Source organism: Rhodobacter calidifons (assembly GCF_011174775.1).
GTDB classification, from domain to species: domain Bacteria; phylum Pseudomonadota; class Alphaproteobacteria; order Rhodobacterales; family Rhodobacteraceae; genus Tabrizicola; species Tabrizicola calidifons.
Genome location: NZ_JAANHS010000013.1, coordinates 22664 through 40586, shown reverse-complemented (window position 1 = coordinate 40586; position 17923 = coordinate 22664). Strand labels below are relative to the sequence as shown.

Genomic DNA, 17923 nt, shown 5'->3' with positions numbered 1-17923 from the left:
TCAGCGCACCTTGCCCAGGACAAGGCTTGCATTCGTCCCGCCAAAGCCGAAGCTGTTGGACAGCGCCACGTCGATCCGGCGCTTCACCGCCCTGTTGGGCGCCAGGTCCAGCTTCGGCTGGACGGCCGGGTTGTCCAGGTTGATCGTCGGCGGGGCGACCTGATCCCGGATCGCCAGCACGCAGAAGATCGCCTCCACCGCGCCCGCCGCCCCCAGAAGATGCCCGATGGACGACTTGGTCGAGGACATCGTGGCATTCGGCGCGTGGTCGCCCAACAGCCGCTCCACCGCGCCCAGTTCGATCGTGTCGGCCATGGTCGAGGTGCCATGCGCGTTGATGTAGTCGATGGCCGAGGGCGCGAGCCCCGCCCGCTTCAGCGCCGCCGACATGGACCGGAACCCGCCATCGCCGTCCTCGCTGGGCGCGGTGATGTGGTAGGCATCGCCAGACAGGCCATAGCCCAGCACCTCGGCATAGATCTTCGCGCCGCGCGCCCTGGCGTGCTCGTATTCCTCCAGCACCACGATGCCCGCGCCCTCGCCCATCACGAACCCGTCGCGGTCGGCGTCATAAGGGCGGGACGCCTTTTGCGGCTCATCGGCCCGCTTGGTGGACAGGGCCTTGCAGGCGTTGAACCCGGCGATCCCGATCTCGCTGATCGGGCTTTCCGTCCCGCCCGCGATCATCACGTCGGCATCGCCCCACTGGATCAGCCGCGCCGCATCGCCGATGGCATGGGCGCCGGTCGAGCAGGCCGTCACCACCGCATGGTTCGGCCCCTTGAAGCCGAAGCGGATCGACACCTGCCCCGAGACCAGGTTGATCAGCGCGCCGGGGATGAAGAAGGGCGAGACCCGCTTGGGCCCCTTCTCCTTGATCATGACCGCCGTCTCGGCGATCGAGTTCAGCCCGCCGATGCCCGAGCCGATCATCACCCCGGTCCGCAGCTTTTCCTCTTCCGACGGGTTCTCCCACCCGGCGTCCCGCACCGCCTGCACGGCTGCGGCCATCCCGTAGATGATGAAGTCATCGACCTTGCGCTGCTCTTTCGGCTCCATCCAGTCGTCGGGGTTGAAGGTCCCGTCGCTGCCGTCGCCCTTCGGGATCTCGCAGGCGTATTGGGTGACGACATTCGAGGTGTCGAACCTGGTGATCGTCCCGGCCCCGGACTGGCCGGCCAGAAGGCGGCTCCAGGTCTCTTCCACCCCGCAGGCCAGAGGGGTGACCATTCCAAGACCGGTGACGACGACACGCCGCATTCTCTTCTCCCTCACGGATCAGGCTTTGCCCCGGGTGATACACGGCCCCCCTGCCCCGCGCAACCTTGGGGCGGGCGGATCGGCGGGGCGAGGGGCGCGCCGCGCGCGGCGCCTTTTTGGGATGCAGCGAAATCAAAGGCTTGCCTGTGGGCGTTCAGGATCGGTTAACCCTTACCCCTGCCGCGCCACGATGCCCATGACGGCGGCCAGAAGCTGCGCCGCCACCGCCGCACCCTGCCCGTCGATGTCGCGGTCCGGCATGAATTCCACCATGTCGAACCCCACGATCCGCGCCTTTTCTGCCACGCCCGCGATCAGCTCCAGCACCTGCCAGTAGCCAAGCCCCCCCGCCGTCCGCCCGATCACGGCAGGCATCACGGAGGGGTCAAGCGCATCGAGGTCGAGGCAGATGATCACCTCGGCCCCGTCCGAGATCAGGTCCAGCGCCCGGGCGATCCCGTAACGCGCGACTTCTCCGGCCGGGACGAAGCCCACGCCCCAGGCCTCTGCATCCGCCACATCCTGCACCCGGGCCGAGCCGATGCCGCGCTGGCCGACCTGGATGATCGCCTCGACATGCTCCATCTCGGAGGCCCGCCGCATGGTCGAGGACAGGCCCAGCCGTTCGCCCCGCACCTCGTCGCGCCAGTCGATATGCGCGTCGATCTGGAGGATCGTGCAGCCCCGCCCCCGCGCGCCATAAGCCTCGATCATCGGAATCGGCAGGCTGTCGTCGCCACCGATCAGCATCGGCACCCCGCCCCGGTCCAGCACCTGGCTGACCGCCCCGAAGATCCGCGCCCGGTTTCCCGCCGGGTCCGCGATGTCCTGCGGCAGGTCGCCCGCATCCACGGCAGCGACGCCACCGGGAAAGACCGGCCCGCCCAGATCGAAATTCATGTGCCCGAGGTTCGCCGCGTAGGCCGCCCCCGCCGCCCGGATCGCCGCCGGGCCGCCCGCACAGTAGAAACCGACCGAGGGGTAAGGCGTGGAGCCATCCGCCCCGATCAGCGCCATCCTGGCCGTCAGGCGCGACAGGTCGCGGCTGCGCGGGATGCCCATGAAGGTTTCGACGCCGGACGCGCCGAACATGGTGCCAAGTGCGCTGTTGCCGGTCATGCGCGCCTCCTCATCCCGACTTCACTCTGCGGGTCGGCTGACAGGCTGGCAAGGCCATCGACGGGCGCAGCGGCGCACCTTCGCCGATACGGCGCGGCCGGGCCAAAATCCTTCGAAGGATTTTGCAAATCTTTTCGAAAAGATTTGCACCGCCTTGCCCGACCCTGAACGCAAAAGGCACCCCGAAGGGTGCCCTGCGGTCCGAAACCGGACGAAAGCGCCTTAGGCGGCTTCCGAGATGAATTTCACCGCGTCGCCGAAGGTCTGGATGGTCTCGGCGGCGTCATCGGGGATCTCGATCCCGAACTCTTCCTCGAAAGCCATGACCAGCTCGACCGTGTCGAGCGAATCCGCACCCAGGTCGTCGATGAACGAGGCCGATTCCGTCACCTTGTCGGCTTCGACGCCCAGATGCTCGACGACGATCTTCTTCACGCGATCAGCGATGTCGCTCATGTCCGTTCCTCTATCTGCGGCCGGACTCCGGTCCGGCCCTTTCGTTCTGCCCGTCGCCGGGCGTCGTTCCTGCGCGCCTATAGCAAGGGTCCGCGCCTATGGCAAACGCTTTAACCTGACTTGCGCGGGACGCGTCACACCATGTCCATCCCGCCGTTCACATGCAGCGTCGCACCGGTGACATAGGCGGCTTCCGGCGAGGCGAGATAGACGACGGCAGCGGCGATTTCCTGCGGCGTGCCCATCCGGCCTGTGGGGACCGAGGCGAGGATCGTTTCGCGCTGCTGGTCGTTCAGCTTTTCGGTCATCGCGGTTTCGATGAAGCCGGGCGCCACGCAGTTCACCGTGATGCCGCGGCTGGCGACTTCCTCGGCCAGCGACTTGGACATGGCGACGAGGCCACCCTTCGAGGCGGCATAGTTCGCCTGTCCCGCATTGCCCGCGCGCCCCACAACCGAGGAGATGTTGACGATCCGCCCCCAGCGCGCCTTCATCATGCCTCGGATCGCCGCGCGGCAGAGGCGGAAGGGCGCCGTCAGGTTCACGTCGATCACCGCTTGCCAGTCCGCGTCCGACATCCGCATGGCCAGCCCGTCGCGGGTGATGCCTGCGTTGTTGACAAGGATATCCACCGACCCCATCGCCTCGGCCGCGCGTTTCACCAGGCCCTCGACCTCTTCGGGGTTCGACAGGTTGCAGGGCAGGACATGGGCGCGGGAGCCCAGATCGGCCGCCAGCGCCTCCAGCGGTTCCACCCGGGTGCCCGAAAGGCCGACGGTGGCCCCGGCGGCGTGCAAAGCGCGGGCGATCTCGGCGCCGATGCCACCGGAAGCGCCGGTGACAAGGGCGGATTTGCCGGTCAGGTCGAACATGGGTTTCTCCTTCACGCCTTGAGGGCGGCAATGTCTTCGGGGGTGCCGATGGCGCGGGTCGCCGCAGCGGGGGCGATGCGCTTGATCATGCCCGACAGCGCCTTGCCGGCGCCGATCTCCCAGAACTCGGTGACGCCGGCGGTTTCCATCCACAGCACGCTTTCGCGCCAGCGGACGGACCCCGTGACCTGCGCCACCAGCAGGTCCTTGATGCGGTCGGGCTCCATCACCGCTTCGGCGCGGACGTTGACCACCACCGGGACGGCGGGCTTCATGATCGGGACGGCGGCCAGCGCCTCGGTCATCACCCGGGCGGCGGGCTGCATCAGGGCGCAGTGGAAGGGGGCGGAGACGGGGAGCAGCAGCGCGCGTTTCGCGCCCCTGGCCTTGGCGATCTCGACCGCGCGTTCGACGGCGCCCTTGTGGCCGGACACGACGACCTGCGCGGGGTCGTTGTCGTTGGCGGCCTGGCAGACCTCGCCCTGGGCGGCCTCTTGCGCGACGGCGGTCGCGGTTTCGAAGTCCAGGCCCAGAAGCGCGGCCATCGCGCCGACGCCCACGGGCACGGCCTCTTGCATCGCGCGGCCGCGGATGCGCAGAAGGCGGGCGGTGTCGGACAGGGTCAGCGAACCGGCGGCGCAGAGGGCGGAATATTCGCCTAAGGAATGCCCGGCGACGAAGCTGGCCTGATCGAGGCCGAAGCCTTCGGCCTCCAGCGCCCGGAGCGCGGCGATCGAGGTGGCCATCAACGCGGGCTGGGCGTTCTGCGTCAGGGTCAGCTCGGCGATGTCGCCCTCCCAGATCAGCGTCGAGAGTTTCTCGCCAAGTGCTGCGTCCACTTCGTCGAAGACGGCCCTGGCGGCCGGATAGGCCGCGGCAAGCGCCTTGCCCATGCCGATGGTCTGGGCGCCCTGCCCCGGAAAGACGAATGCGCGGCTCATGTTTCCCCCTGTCGCGGTCAGGACCGGGATAGCGCGGCGGGCGCGGTTCTGCAATCACCCTGGGGGCACACCGGGGGGCGCGACGCGCCGGGTTGCCGGCCTATTTCAGCCGCACCCGCACCCTGCCCCGGCCCAGCACCCGATCCTTCAGCCGGCCGCGCAGGGTCTGGGCCGGCTGATGTTCGCAGTCGCGCAGGAAGAGGCGACCGTTGATCGACCGGTCGTCGAGCAGCGCGAGGTCGGCGCCCCATTCGGCGGCAAGGCGCGGGTCCACCCCGTCCGGAATCCCCCTGCGCGGGGTATGGGTGCCGGGAATCCAGTCGTTGATGACGATACCGGGAAAGCGGTCGCCCAGATCGGCGACCAGCGCCCGGGTCAGGATGCGCAGGGCACCCTTGGACACCGAATATCCCGCGGCCAGCGGCGCGGGCTGGATGTCGGCGAAGGTCACGATGTTGATGATCCGCCCTCGGCCCGCGGCCACCATCTGCGGCAGCACCGCGTGGCAGCAGTTGAAGGCCCCGCCCAGGTTGAGCTGCACCGTATCCATGAAGCTTTGCGGCGTCTCTTCCAGGATGTCGCGGTGCGGATAGACCTCGGCCCCGTTGATCAGGATCGTGGGCGGGCCCAGGCGTTCGCGGATCCGGTCGAAGGTCTCGCTGACCGCCGCCGGGTCGCGGACATCGGCGACGAGGGTCAGGATGGCGGGCAGGTCGGCGGGCAGGTCGGCGGCCGGGTCGGCGTCATGGGGCGCGGCAGAGATGGCCGCCACGGCCACGCCGCGCAAGGCAAGCGCCGCCGCAAGCGCGCGACCGATGGCGCTGCCTGCCCCCGTGACCACCGCCACCGCGTCCGGCGCGCCGGTCCTGATCGGACTGTCCTGCATCACACCGCTTTCCGCCTTTCTGCCTGAAGGCGGGACGCGATAACGTCCGCGACCCGCAGGGCATTGGCCGCGATCGTCAGGCTGGGGTTCACCCCCATCGACGTGGGCAGGAACGAGGCATCGGCGACGTAGAGGTTGTCCAGGTCATGCGCCTTGCAGTTGGCATCCAGCACCGAGGTCCGCGGATCGGACCCGAAGCGCAGCGTGCCGCAGGGATGACCGAAGTTCAGCGCCGGAGAGAAGCCGAGCAGCAGCGTCCGCCCACGGCCAAGCACCCGGCGGATCGCCCGGCGGAACACGGCCCGGCGCTCCAGCAGCTCGTCGTGCAGCCGGTATCGGATCAAGGGCACGTCCGGATCCTCGGGATGACGCTGCACCAGGTTGTCGAAATAGGGCAGGTCTTCCAGCACGCCGACCAGAACCGTCGCCTTGCCGAACACCAGCCCCCCGATCCGGGCCAGCAGGGTTGCCAGCCGCCCCACCCCCGGCAGGCGCGCCAGGCGGGATTTCGCGATCCGGTCCTTCAGATGGGCCGCGATATGCCCGGCATCGGCCGAAAGACCCATCGACTGCACCAGTCCCAGCCGCATGCCGCCATGGGCATAGAGATCCCGGAAGGCCAGAGCCCGCGTCGCCCCGAAGGCAGGCTGGCCGCGCCGGGGCCAAAGCGCGACCATCTCGCTGAGGTGGAACATCAGCCCGCGCCCGACCCAGCCGCTGGAATTGGCGCAGCCTTCGGGATGCGTCCCCGTCGAGCCCAGAAGGATGCGCGGCGAATGCAGCGCACCCGCGGCCAGGACCACGACCGGCGCCGTCAGCAGCAGGTCATGGCCCGCCCGGCGCACCCGGACCTGGGTGATCCGGCCGCCGCTTTCGATCAGCTCTTCGACCGAGGCATTGGCCATCAGCGTCGCGCGCCCGGTTTCCATCGCCGGCTCGATCCCGGCCGAGCGGCCGTCCATCTTGCACGGCAGCGGGCATTTGCGGCCCAGGCAGCCCGCACAGCCGGGCAGGCGGCGCAGCGCCTCGTGCGCGCGGTAGGGATGCAGGCCGAGAGCCCGCAGGTCCTGGAACAGGGCCGTCTCGGCCGCGCTGAGCGGCGGCGGTTCGAAGGGCGGCGCGGGCAGCCCGGAGGCCGGATCCGCCCCGCCGCGGACCGACAGAAGCCGGGCTGCCTGATCGAAATAGGGGACAAAGGCATCGTAGCCGACCGGCCAGCCGCCGGTCGGATGCGCCATCGCACCCACGGTTTCCAGATCGTGCCGTTCGGGCCGTTCCGCCGCCGCCGCATAGAAGACCGAGGTGCCGCCGACCCCGCTGCCGATCGGGGCGAAGAAGCGCTGCGGCCGGCCGCCGTCGATCTGCGCCTCGACCCTGGTCGGCCAGAAGCCCCGCATCTGCCGGGCGTTGTAGTCCTCGACGTCAAGCCGCAGATCCTGGCTTTCGGTCCGATAGCCAAGTGGCCCCTTTTCGATGAACAGCACCGAAAGTCCGCTTTCGGCCAACCGCCGCCCGGCGATTCCCCCGCCGATGCCGGTGCCGATCACGATGACGTCCCATTCCTGGCCGGCCACAAGCTGGGCCGGCGCCTGCCCGGCAATGACCGAGGGGATCCAGGACCGCATCGGCATCAGGACAGATCCCGCAGGCCATGGCAAATCATCGGCCGCATCGCGTCAGACCGCCCATGGCACAGGCCTTGCAACCGGAGACGAGCTGACTGCCCCCCCGGAAGCGCCGCCGCTGCGGCAGGACGGAAGCAAGACAGCGACAGAGGCCGACCGCACCGCACCGCACCGCACCGCTGCGCGCCACCGACACCGCGTTGCACGTGCAAACCTTTTCAGATGATCCACTTTCCCGCCCGCCATCCTTGCCGGGTTTTTCGGGCAAGCTGGCTCTGAAACCGTTTCGTTTCAAGCATTTTGTGGGAGAGTGGTCAGGCCTGAGCAAAGTCATGCCGCCCGGTGGCGCGTTCCCGGGCGGAAAGGCGTCACCTCAGCCCGGCGGCAGGATCAGCACCGCGCGGAAATCGTTGACATTGGTCAGGGTCGGGCCGGTCACGACCTGGGCGTTGGCGCGGGCAAAATAGCCATGCGCATCGTTGCGCCGCAGCGCATCGGCGGCGCCGGAGGCCCGGGTCAGCGTCTGCGGGCCGATGAGGGCGCCCGCGACTTCGGCCGCGCCGTCCACACCGTCGGTATCGCAGGCGATGGCGTGGATCCGGGGATGGCCGTCCAGCGCCAGCGCCAGCGCCAGGCAGAACTCGGCATTGGGGCCGCCGATCCCGTCGCCGCGGCGGGTGACGGTCAGCTCGCCCCCCGACAGCAAGAGAACCGGGCGGTCGCCGGGGCTCAGCTCTGCCGCGATGCCGACCGCCATCGCGGCCTGATCGCGGGCGACCTCGCGCGCCTCGCCCTCCAGCCGGTCGCCCAGGGTGCGCACCGCGCAGAGCGGCGCGGCCAGCGCGGCCGCGGCGGCAAGCGACTGGGCGGGGGCGGCGTAGATCACGTTCTCGGTCCGCGACAGGCGCGGGTCACCGGGCGGAACGACGCCGGATCGGGCCAGCGCTGCCAGGGCGGCATCGGGCAGCGGGATCTGCCAGCGCTCGATGATCGCGCGGGCGTCCCGGACGCTGCTGGCATCGCCGACGGTGGGGCCCGAGCCGATGAAGGCGGGATCGTCCCCCGGCACGTCGGAAATCATGAGCGCCAGCATCCGCGCGGGATAGGCGGCGGCGGCCAGCTGGCCGCCCTTCACCCGGCTGAGATGCTTGCGCAGCGTGTTCATCGCCGAGATCGGCGCGCCCGAGGCCAGAAGCGCGGCATTCACCGCCTGCTTGTCGGCCAGCGTCAGCCCCTCGGCGGGGGCGCAGAGGAGCGCGGAGGCCCCGCCGGAAATCAGGGCGAGGACGAAATCCTCTGCCGTCAGGTGCTCCAGCAGCGCCAGCATGCGCGCGGTGGCTGCGACCCCGGCGGCATCGGGCACGGGATGGGCGGCTTCCACGATCTCGATTCCCCGGCAGGGGCGCGCGTAGCCGTAGCGCGTGATGACCAGCCCCGCGCAGGGGCCCCAGGCGGCCTCGACCGCCTCGGCCATGCGGGCCGAAGCCTTGCCGGCCCCGATCACCAGAACGCGGCCTTTCGGCCTTTCGGGCAGGAAACCGGCCAGAGAGCGCATCGGGTCGGCCACCTCGACCGCGCGATCGAAGAGCTGGCGCAGGAAGCGGGCGGGGTCGGGGATCATCAAAGGCTCGACGCGCGGGGGATCAATGTGACGGGTGTAACGGTTCTTGCAGGCGGGCGGCGGTCGTTTTCCAGCCAGTCGAGCACCGTTTCCGCCATCTGCCGCCCGAACCCCGCGATGTCGCAGCGGACCGGGGACAGCGCAGGAAAGACCTGGGCGCAATCCTCGATGTCGTCGAAGCCGGCGATCCTGAGGCCCGGGCCGACCGCGCGGCCCTGTCCGGGGCGGCAGGGGCGGCCGGGAAGGTGGAGGGGGGTCAGGCCCCTTGCGGCGAGGGTTTCGACATGGCCCGACATGCGCAGTTGCGTCACGGCCCGGCCTTCCAGGCCGCCGACAGAGGCGATGTGCCGCGCGCCGCGGGCCAGAAGGTGTTCGGTGGCCAGGCGCGACCCGGTCGGGCAGTCGGGCGCGGCGAAGGGAACGCGGGCGGAGGGGACGACCTGGCGCAGGACCTGAAGCACCGGCACCCTGGCGCGCAGGATGGCCTCGAAGGCGCTGTCTTCGCCTTGGGCGGGCGACACGATCAGGGCAGAGACCCCGTGTTCCGGCATCGCCCCCGCCACCCGGGCCTGTCGCGCGGGGTCTTCGTCGGTATTGGCAAGGACGGTCGCATGGCCACGCGCCGAAAGCGCCATTTGCAGCGAGGTGGCGAATTCGGTGAAGAACGGGGTGCGCAGATCGTTGATGACCAGGCCGATCAGGCCCGCATTGGCGCGACGCAGATTGGCGGCGGCGCGGTTGCAGACATGGCCCGGCCGGGCCATGGCGCGACGGACCTCTTCGCGGGTTTCCTCGCGCACCAGCGGGCTGTGTTGCAGCACCAGGCTGACGGTCGATCTGGAAACGCCCGCCAGCGTCGCCACATCGATGATCGTCGGCCGTTTGCCCATCAGTCCTGGTCGATCCCGTGGAGTGCGAGAAGCGTCTGCATCCGTGCTTCTGCCAGATCGGGGTCGGAAAGCAAGCCCGCGGCATCGGCAAGGCGGAAGACCTGGGCATAATGGGTGATGTCGCGGGACGACTGGAAGCCTGCGGGCATGATGAAATCGGTCTGGTGGCCTTTCAGCCAGGACAGGAAGGCGATGCCGGCCCTGTAGAACCAGGTGCCGTTCGCAGCTCGCCGACTATGTGCTCGGCCGCGATCGTGCTTGCCCCGACAAGTGCCCAGCGCATGATTCCCCCGCATTTGGCGCATTCCAAACGCATGATGGAAGCTTCCAAACTTTTTCAGTAAGGAGGCGGCCGCTGAACTGCGGGCCGGGGCACCCCGGCCTAGCGGCGGGTCCGGTGCCCGCTCTGCGGCGCTGTCCCGCGCAGGTCCAGCTTCTGGAGGTCCTCCAGCAGGTCGAGCAGCGTTTCCAGCCGCTCGCGCCCGAATTCGGCTTCGATCCGGCCCAGAATCGCGGCACTTGCCGCCGCATGGGCGTTGACCAGCGCAAGCCCCGCCGGCGTGATCGCGATCACCGACTTGCGGCGATCCTCGGGCGGGGTCATCCGCGAGATCAGGCCTTCCTCGACCATCGGCCCGACCATCCGCGTCAGACTGGACAGCAGGAGCACCGCCTCGGCGGCGACCTGGCTCAGCTCCAGCGGCCCGCGTTCCTGCAACACGCGCAGGACGCGCCACTTCTGTTCGTTGACGCCGGAACTGGCCAGCATGTCGCGGAACGGCCCCATCACCGTTTCCCGCGCCCGCAAAAGCGCGATGGGCAACGAGCGGCGGGTCTGGCGGAAGCTGGTCGTGTCGGTCATCTTCCGCTTATGGCGCGTTTCGCGCGCGGCCTCAATCCAAGGTTTCGCGCCGGGTCAGGCCACCAGCGCCAGCGCCCGGATGGGAGAGCCCGTCCCGTTCCTGATCTTCAGCGGCGTCACGATCAGCAGCGCGCCCTTGGGCGGCAGCTGGTCGAGGTTGCACAGGCTGGCCAGGCCAAAGCAGTTGTCCCGGTGCAGGAAGTTGTGCGCCGGGAAGGGCGGGCTGAACTTGCCGGCCATCCCCGCATCCGTCCCGATGCACTGCGTGCCCCAGCCGACGATGCCCTTGCCCAGGAGATAGTCGATGCAGTCGGTCGAGGGGCCGGGAGAATGGGATCCGTCCTCGTGGGGGTCCGGGTCCTCGTTCAGGAACAGTTCCTCGTCATGGGATCGCCTGTCCCAGTCGGTGCGCATCAGCACCCATTCGCCGGGGCCGATCTGCCCATGCTGTGCCTCCCAGGCCTTCACATGGTCGGCGGTCAGCAGGAAATCCGGGTCGGCGGCGGCTTCCTTCGAGCAGTCGATCACGTTGGCGGGTGCGATCAGGCGCTGGACATCGAGGGTGTCGGTGAAGCCGTCCGGGTGGTCCTTGCCCGACAGCCAGTGGTGCGGCGCGTCGAAATGGGTGCCGGAATGTTCGCCCAGTTCCAGCCAGTTCCAGGCCCAGAACGGGCCGTCCTTGTCGTATTCGCTGATCCGGTGGATCGCGACTTTCGGCGTGTTCCGCGCCAGATCCTCGGGCAGGCGCAGGATCGGTGTGTTCGGGCCAAGCTCGGCGGTCAGGTCCACGACTGTCACGCTGCCCGAAGCGAGGCCCGACGCAAGCGCGGCAAGGGTTTCGGTCGGGTTTCCGCTCCGCTCCCCCTGCCCCGCGAAGCGCCGTTTGCGGCGGGCCATCACCTCTTCGACCAGATCGAAGACGGCGTCCACCGCGCGTTCCTCGGTCACGAAACCGGGCGACATGCGCAGGATCGGGCCGCGGCAATCGACCGAATAGCCCTCGACCCCCAGGGCGCCGACGCAGGCCGCGGCCTCGGCCTTGTCGGGCATGCGGATCATCACCGCGCCACCCCGTTTGTCCGCGTCGCGCGGGGAATGGAGGGGGAGGCCCAGACGGTCGGCCCGTTCGATCACCCGGTCCACCAGGCGGCGGTTGTGGGCGGCGACCTCGGTCTGGTCCTGTCTGGAGAACCACTCCAGCGCCGGCAGCGAGGCCAGGGCCGCGACCGAGCCCGGCGTGCCGGTGTCGAAGCGGCGGATGTCGGGGGCGTAGTCGAACTTGTCCAGGTCCCAGGAGAAGGGATTGTTCTGGGAAAACCAGCCGCGGCCCTCTGGCGTCAGGCTCGGGATAAGGTCCTTGTCGGCGTAAAGGATGCCCGCGCCGGGGGTGCCGCAGAGCCATTTCAGGCTGGTCGAGACGACGAAATCGACGCGCGGGTTCAGGGCGTCGAAGGGCATCAGGCCCGCGCCTTGGGTGATGTCGGCGACCATCAGGCTGCCCATCGCGCGACCATGGGCGACCAGCGCGGGGTAGTCCATCTTCGACGAGCCGATCGAGGTGACCCAGGTCAGAAGGGCGAGGCCCACGTCGGGGGTCCAGTGGGCCAGAAAATCCTCGGTCTCCACCCAGGCGCGGCCTGCGGAGAGGGGGACGGTGGTCACGGTGAAGCCCATCTTCGGGGCGAGGCCCTGAAGGAGGAAGTGGAGCGAGGGGAAGCAGTCGGCGGCGGCGAGGACGCGCTTGCCCTTGAGATAGCCTTCGGGCAGGGCGCGGAGGATCTTCTGGAGGCCCTCGGTCACGTTGTCCACCGTGGTCAGGCTGCCCTTCGGCACCCCGATCAGCCGCCGCCAGCGGTCGATGAAGTCCTGCCGCTTGCGCAGGACATACCCCCACTGCTTGTCGTTCGGGGCGGCCCAGATTTCGGAGAACTCGGCCATGGCGCGGGCCAGGTCTTCCTCTTTTCCGGGGTAGATGCCGATGGAATGGTAGAGGAAGTAGCCCCCATGGGTGGTGTTGCGGGTCATGTTCTGTGGTCCCCTCCGGCCTTCCGGGGCGAGAGTGCCAGCGGGGCGCGGCGGCTGCAAGCGCCGCGCGCGGCGCTTTTTCGTGCGGTTTGAAATCAAGGGCTTGGCTGCGGGCGTTTACCTGTCGTCAAGGATTTCGCCGCGCCATCCGGCGGCCTGGGCGATGCCGAAAACCAAGCCTGCGAGGATATCGACGGTGCCGTCCTCGTGGAGCTTGAACGCGGTCGGCAGGCCTGCGGCGCGGCAGAGGGCGAGGCCGCGGGCGCAGTCCCAGAGGCCGCCGACGTTTGCCTCGACATAGCCTTTCAGGCGGCCGGTGGCGACGAGCATCAGCGAGAGCGCGCAGGAGCCGAGGAGGCGCACGCCGAGGTTCCGGGCATCGGCGGCGGCCTCCACCGCGTGGCGGTCGGCGGCGGGCCAGCGGGGGTTGCGACCGAGGCCGATGCAGGGCGGGTCGGCAGGGCGGGAGCCGGGGGTGAAGCCGGTCAGGCGCAGGGGCTGGCCGGGGGCGCCGATGGCGGAGAGGCCCAGCGCGGGGGCGATGATCCCGCCCGCGACGGGCTGGCCGTGGTCCATCAGGCCGAGGGAGACGGTCCAGAACGGCAGGCCGGAGAGGAAATTCGCGGTGCCGTCGATCGGGTCGATGGCCCAGAAGCGGTCGGTGGGCGCACCGCCGTATTCCTCGCCCAGGATGGTGCAGTCGGGGAAGGCTTCGGTCAGGCGCTGGCGGAGGGTCTGCTCCACGGCGCGGTCGGCGTCGGAGACGAGATCGCCGGGGGATTTCGCGTCGATCCGGCGGGCGGCGAGGCTGTTGAAGAAGGCCAGCGACTGGGCGGCGGCATCGGTCAGGATCGGGGTGAGGGTGTCCAGGATCATCGGCTTCTCATGGAGACGGGGACGGAAGCCTTACACCACCAGAGTCACGATTTTTCTGCAAAGAATCGGGAATCTTGCAGAAATTTCGTTTTCCTCAAGCCTCGGGCACCGACAGGACGATCCCGTCCAACGCGGCAGTCATCCTGATCTGGCAGGAGAGGCGCGAGGTGGGTTGGCGGCCGGCCTCGGTGATGTCGAGCATGTCTTCCTCGAAGGCGCTGGGGGTCCCTGCCCGTTCGGCCCAGTCGGGGGCGACGACGACATGGCAGGTGGCGCAGGACATCGAGCCGCCGCATTCGCCGATGATGCCGGGGACGCCGTGCCGGGTGGCGGCCTCCATCAGGCTTTGGCCCTCGGGCACGTCGAGCGTGATCGCGCGGCCATCGGCCAGTTTCCAGGTGGCTTTCCGTGTCAAAGTCATTGGCGGACCCTCAGACATACCAGATGTAATAGTTGCGCAAGGCTGCGCCTTCGAGGCCCTCGGTCTTGGTCACCTCGATCCGCTTCATGAAGAGGTGGTGTTCGACAAGCTCCGGGCCGAGAGCGGCGGCGAGGGCCTTGTCGGCCTCAAGATCGTCCATCGCCTCGGACAGTGAGCCTGCCACGCCATAGCCTGCGTCGGTGCGGTCGAAGCCGTCGCCGGCCTCGGGCGCGGGGAGATTGTAGGCCTTTTCGACGCCGAGAAGCCCGGCCTGCAACAGGGCCGCAAGCGCGGTGTAGGGGTTGCAGCTGGCGTCGGCCATGCGGTGTTCGAGGCGGGTCTTGGGGCCGCCCTCTTCCGACACCCGAACCGTGACGCCGCGATGGTCGCCGCCCCAGTTGCACCAGTAGCCCGACATCGAGGCGGGTTGCAGGCGCAGGTAGCTGCCGACCGTGGGGGCCAGCAGCCCGGCAAGGCCCTTGTGGTGATGAAGCCAGCCCGCGACGACGCCTTTCGCAAGGTCGTTCATGTGGTCGGGGCCGCCCTTGGGGCCGGTCATCAGGGCGTTCTTGCCCGCCTTGGCGGCGAAGGAGAGGTTGAAATGCAGGCCCGAGCCGCCCTTTTCCAGGATCGGTTTCGGCAGGAAGGTCAACAGGATGCCGTGTTCGAGGGCCACTTCGCGGGCCATCTGGCGGAAGAGGACCATCTCGTCCACGGCCTTGACGGCGGTGTCGTAGGCGAGGGTGAATTCGAACTGCGGCGTGTCGTATTCGGCGGTGATGAGGTCGAGGCGGAAGCCTGCTTCCTCGGCCCTTAGCCAGATCGCATCGGTGAAACCGGCGGGGTCGGCGAAGGGGCCGGTGCCGTAGACGATGCCGCCGGGGGCGTGCATGGGGGCGATGGAGCCGTCCTCGGCGATCTCGAAGGCGAAGGCTTCCAGTTCGACGCCGACCTTGGGGGTGAGGCCCCTGGCTTCCCAGGCGGCAACGGCGCGTTTCAGGGCAGAGCGGGGGCAGAGGGGGATGCGTTCGCCCTCGCTGTCGTAGAGGTCGCCGGTGACGACCTTGGTGTCAGGCTCCCAGCCGTCGCGGATGTCGGAGGCCTCCCAGCGCAGCTCCATGTCCGGGATGCCTTCGCGGCACCTGGTGTGGGGCGCGTCGAGGATGAGGTCCTTGTCCCAGTGGACGGAAAAGGTGGGCCGCGCCATGCGGGTGCCGTCGGATTTCAGCTTGGCCGCGGGCAGGTATTTGCCGCGCATCAGGCTGAGGTGGTCGCAGAACATCGCGCGCAGGCGGTCGGGCATTTCGGTCTCCCCCTGTTTATTGCAGCGTCACGCGGACGGGCAGGCTTTTCAATCCGGCGACGAAGTTCGAGCGCAGGAATTTCTGCTCTCCGGCCGGTTCGATGGATGTGATGCGTTTGGCGAGTTCCTGGAACAGGACGCGGACTTCGAGGCGGGCGAGCCACATGCCGAGGCAGAGGTGCGGCCCACCCTGCCCGAAGGCGAGGTGCCGGTTCGGGTTGCGGGCGAGGTTGACGCGGAAGGGGTGGTCGAACACGGCCTCGTCGCGGTTGGCGGAGGCGAACCAGTAGAGCACCTTGTCGCCCGCGCGGATGGTCTTGCCGTGCAGGTCGAAGTCGCGGGTGGCGGTGCGGCGGAAGTAGGAGGTGGGGCTGGCCCAGCGGATGATCTCGTCGGCCATGGTGTCATCGACGGCGCCGGACTGGATGAGGGGGAGAAGCTCGGGCTGGTGGGCGAGCGCCTGGATCCCGGCGGCGATGGAGTAGCGCGTGGTGTCGTTCCCGGCGGCGACGATCAGGCAGAAGAAGTTGCGGAATTCGTGTTCGGGCATGACCTGGCCGTCGTGGCCGGGTTGCAGGATCATGTGGAGGACGCCGTTCGTGTCGCCGATGGCCGCTTTGCGGGCCATCAGGTCCTTGGCGTAGACGAAGAGTTCCGCGCCTGCCGGAGAGTTGAAGGGCATCATGCGGAATTCGTCGGTGGTGAGTTTGTCAAGGACGTGGGGCGTGAAGTCGGGGTCGGTGTTGGCGATCAGCGCGTCGCCCTTCTCGACCAGCCAGGGGAGGTCTTCGTCCGGCAGGCCCACGATGCGGCCGAGCATCCGCATCGGCAGTTCGCGCGCGATTTCCCTCGTGGCGTCGAAGGTTTCCCTGGGCAGGGCCGCGTCGAGGATCGTGGTGCAGAGGTCGCGGATCGCCTGTTCGAAGGTGGCGATGACGGGTTTCGAGAAGGCCTTGGCGACCTTCACCCGGGTCAGCATGTGGTCCGGCGGGTCGGTTTCCTGGAAGGTGCGGCGGGCGAGGTATTCCTCGTAGCTCTGATCCTCCATACGGATGCCGCGGGCGGAGGACAGGAGGTCGGGCTGGCCGTTCAGGCGCAGGATGTCCTCGTGCCGGGTCAGGGACCAGAAGCCCTGGCCTTGCGGGTATGGGGTCCAGTGGCAGGGGTCCTCGCGGCGGAGGCGTGCGAAGGTGTTGTGGGGGGCGCCGTTCAGGAAAGTGTCGTGGCTGGTCAGGTCGGCGTAACCGTCGTCGGTGGGTGTCCAGACTGTCATGGGTTGCTCCCTCCTGCGATTTGCATAATGATACGCATGTTAAATATGTAAAGGGAAATCTCATGCATATCGCGGTGCTGGCCACGAACACCGATGACAGCGATTTCGCCGCCCGCCATCCGCGCGATGTGGAGAAGTTCAAGGCCCTGTTGCAGGGGGTGCGGCCGGGGTGGCGGGTCACGGCCTTCGATCTGCCGAAAGGTGAGTTTCCCGATGATCTGCAAGGGTTTGACGGGGCGCTGATCGGGGGCAGCCCGGCCTCGGTGCATGACGGGGAGGCCTGGATCGACCGGCTGATGCAGCTGATCCGCGACGGTTTTGCGGCGGGGGTTCCGCTGGCCGGGGCCTGTTTCGGGCATCAGGCGATCGCCAAGGCGCTGGGGGGAACGGTGGGGCCTAATCCGGGGGCCTTCGTGCTGGGGACGGCGGAGACCCGGGTCACCTGCCCTGCCCCCTGGATGGAGCCCGTGGCATCGTTCCGGCTGGCGGCGGCGCATGGCGAGCAGGTGACGGCGCTGCCCCCCGGCGCGGAGGTGGTGGGGGTCACGCCGGGGTGTCCAGCGGCGTGCTACCGGATCGGCAACCGGGTCTTTGCCACGCAGTATCACCCTGAGATGACGCTGGATTTCCTGGCCGCGCTGGTCGAGGAATTTGCACCGAAGCTCCCGGATGAGGTGGGGCGGGCCGCAAGGGACTCACTCTCGCAGAGAACCGAAGGGCCGCGCTTTGCCGAATGGATCGCGCGGTTCTTCGAACAGGCGAAGGGCTAGGAGAGCGCGGCCAGAAGGTCCATCGCCGTCACCTGATCGAACTGGACATGGGCCTGCATCATCGCCTCGGCCCCCGCCGAATCGCGGTCGGTGATGAGGCGCGCGATGGCCCGGTGTTCGGCGGCGGATTTCGGGATCGCACCCTGAAAGCGGTAGCGGGCGCGGTAGTAGGCCAGCAGGCGGCGGGCGTTGGTCTTCAGGCTTTCCAGCAGCACGCCATTGCCCGAGGCGGTGGCCACGCAGGCATGAAACCGCAGGTTCAACTGGTAATAGCCGTCCGGGTCGCCGGTCGGATTGGCGGCGGCCTGCGCCTCGCAGGCGCGGACGGCGGCTTCCAGATCCTCGGCCCCCTGCCGCGACAGGCGGCGGGCAGCAAGGCCCGCGGCCTGGCCTTCCAGCTTGGCATGGACCTCGATGATGGCAAGAAATTCCTCCAGCGTGGGCCGGAAGATCGCGGCCCCCTTGCGCGGCAGGCGGCGGACGAGGCCGAGGGCTTCGAGATAAAGGATCGCCTCGCGCACCGGCGTGCGGGAGACGCCGTAGGTCGCCGAAAGTTCGGCCTCGTCCAGAAGGTCGCCCGGGTTCAGCTGGCCAAGGTCGATCCGGTCCAGGATGTGCTGGACGAGGGTCGGGATCTGCGGACCGGCGAAGGGAATGGACATGGCGAACCTCCTTCCTGGCGACCCTGCCATGCGGCGGGCGCGGCGTCGATGCCCGTCCCGA

Annotated in this window: 18 protein-coding genes; 1 reads left to right on the top strand and 17 read right to left on the bottom strand. The window is 68.8% G+C overall.

What is annotated here, in order from left to right:
- From fabF to G8O29_RS14515, 16 genes are all read right to left on the bottom strand, one after another.
- A complete protein-coding gene (gene fabF, locus G8O29_RS14590) occupies window positions 1–1260 on the bottom strand; it encodes a beta-ketoacyl-ACP synthase II (RefSeq protein ID WP_166403960.1) in 1260 nt (419 codons plus the stop codon).
- A 171-nt stretch (window positions 1261–1431) separates the two neighbouring features.
- Complete coding sequence (locus tag G8O29_RS14585; RefSeq protein ID WP_166403959.1) at window positions 1432–2379, bottom strand: arginase family protein; 948 nt, start codon at window positions 2377–2379, stop codon at window positions 1432–1434.
- Window positions 2380–2601: 222 nt separating this feature from the next.
- On the bottom strand, window positions 2602–2835 hold the full coding sequence (locus G8O29_RS14580; protein WP_128515501.1) for an acyl carrier protein: 234 nt from the start codon (window positions 2833–2835) through the stop codon (window positions 2602–2604).
- A gap of 134 nt (window positions 2836–2969) precedes the next feature.
- Window positions 2970–3707 carry a 3-oxoacyl-[acyl-carrier-protein] reductase gene (gene fabG / locus G8O29_RS14575; RefSeq protein ID WP_166403958.1) on the bottom strand — a complete coding sequence of 246 codons (738 nt, stop codon included), beginning with the start codon at window positions 3705–3707 and terminating at the stop codon, window positions 2970–2972.
- Between the two features lie 11 nt (window positions 3708–3718).
- Window positions 3719–4648: an ACP S-malonyltransferase gene (fabD, locus tag G8O29_RS14570; RefSeq protein ID WP_166403957.1), complete on the bottom strand. Its 930-nt coding sequence runs from the start codon at window positions 4646–4648 to the stop codon at window positions 3719–3721.
- 100 nt (window positions 4649–4748) lie between these two features.
- Window positions 4749–5534, bottom strand: coding sequence for an SDR family oxidoreductase (locus tag G8O29_RS14565; protein ID WP_166403956.1), 786 nt, complete (start codon window positions 5532–5534; stop codon window positions 4749–4751).
- Complete coding sequence (locus tag G8O29_RS14560; RefSeq protein WP_367890186.1) at window positions 5534–7165, bottom strand: GMC oxidoreductase; 1632 nt, start codon at window positions 7163–7165, stop codon at window positions 5534–5536. Before G8O29_RS14560 ends, G8O29_RS14565 begins: the two co-directional genes overlap by 1 nt.
- Window positions 7166–7532: 367 nt before the next feature.
- Window positions 7533–8780: a glycerate kinase type-2 family protein gene (locus G8O29_RS14555; protein ID WP_166403954.1), complete on the bottom strand. Its 1248-nt coding sequence runs from the start codon at window positions 8778–8780 to the stop codon at window positions 7533–7535.
- Window positions 8780–9670, bottom strand: a complete 891-nt coding sequence (locus G8O29_RS14550) for a substrate-binding domain-containing protein (RefSeq protein ID WP_166403953.1) — start codon at window positions 9668–9670, stop codon at window positions 8780–8782. Before G8O29_RS14550 ends, G8O29_RS14555 begins: the two co-directional genes overlap by 1 nt.
- On the bottom strand, window positions 9670–9966 hold the full coding sequence (locus tag G8O29_RS14545) for a DUF993 family protein (protein WP_242679126.1): 297 nt from the start codon (window positions 9964–9966) through the stop codon (window positions 9670–9672). Before G8O29_RS14545 ends, G8O29_RS14550 begins: the two co-directional genes overlap by 1 nt.
- An 86-nt stretch (window positions 9967–10052) precedes the next feature.
- Window positions 10053–10532, bottom strand: a complete 480-nt coding sequence (gene hpaR, locus G8O29_RS14540; RefSeq protein WP_166403951.1) for a homoprotocatechuate degradation operon regulator HpaR — start codon at window positions 10530–10532, stop codon at window positions 10053–10055.
- 54 nt (window positions 10533–10586) lie between these two features.
- Window positions 10587–12557, bottom strand: coding sequence for an aminotransferase class V-fold PLP-dependent enzyme (locus G8O29_RS18840; protein WP_367890185.1), 1971 nt, complete (start codon window positions 12555–12557; stop codon window positions 10587–10589).
- 117 nt (window positions 12558–12674) lie between these two features.
- On the bottom strand, window positions 12675–13433 hold the full coding sequence (locus G8O29_RS14530) for an inositol monophosphatase family protein (protein WP_166403950.1): 759 nt from the start codon (window positions 13431–13433) through the stop codon (window positions 12675–12677).
- Between the two features lie 94 nt (window positions 13434–13527).
- Window positions 13528–13854, bottom strand: a complete 327-nt coding sequence (locus tag G8O29_RS14525; RefSeq protein ID WP_207623848.1) for a 2Fe-2S iron-sulfur cluster-binding protein — start codon at window positions 13852–13854, stop codon at window positions 13528–13530.
- A gap of 10 nt (window positions 13855–13864) precedes the next feature.
- Window positions 13865–15157: a type I glutamate--ammonia ligase gene (locus tag G8O29_RS14520; RefSeq protein WP_166403948.1), complete on the bottom strand. Its 1293-nt coding sequence runs from the start codon at window positions 15155–15157 to the stop codon at window positions 13865–13867.
- A 16-nt stretch (window positions 15158–15173) separates the two neighbouring features.
- On the bottom strand, window positions 15174–16430 hold the full coding sequence (locus tag G8O29_RS14515; RefSeq protein WP_166403947.1) for a cytochrome P450: 1257 nt from the start codon (window positions 16428–16430) through the stop codon (window positions 15174–15176).
- 62 nt (window positions 16431–16492) lie between these two features.
- On the opposite strand from G8O29_RS14515, the gene G8O29_RS14510 reads away from it, so the two are divergent.
- Window positions 16493–17200, top strand: a complete 708-nt coding sequence (locus G8O29_RS14510) for a type 1 glutamine amidotransferase (protein ID WP_166403946.1) — start codon at window positions 16493–16495, stop codon at window positions 17198–17200.
- Here the strand turns inward: G8O29_RS14510 and G8O29_RS14505 are convergent.
- Window positions 17197–17862 carry a GntR family transcriptional regulator gene (locus G8O29_RS14505; RefSeq protein ID WP_166403945.1) on the bottom strand — a complete coding sequence of 222 codons (666 nt, stop codon included), beginning with the start codon at window positions 17860–17862 and terminating at the stop codon, window positions 17197–17199. The genes G8O29_RS14510 and G8O29_RS14505 overlap by 4 nt on opposite strands.
- Window positions 17863–17923 lie beyond the last annotated feature (61 nt).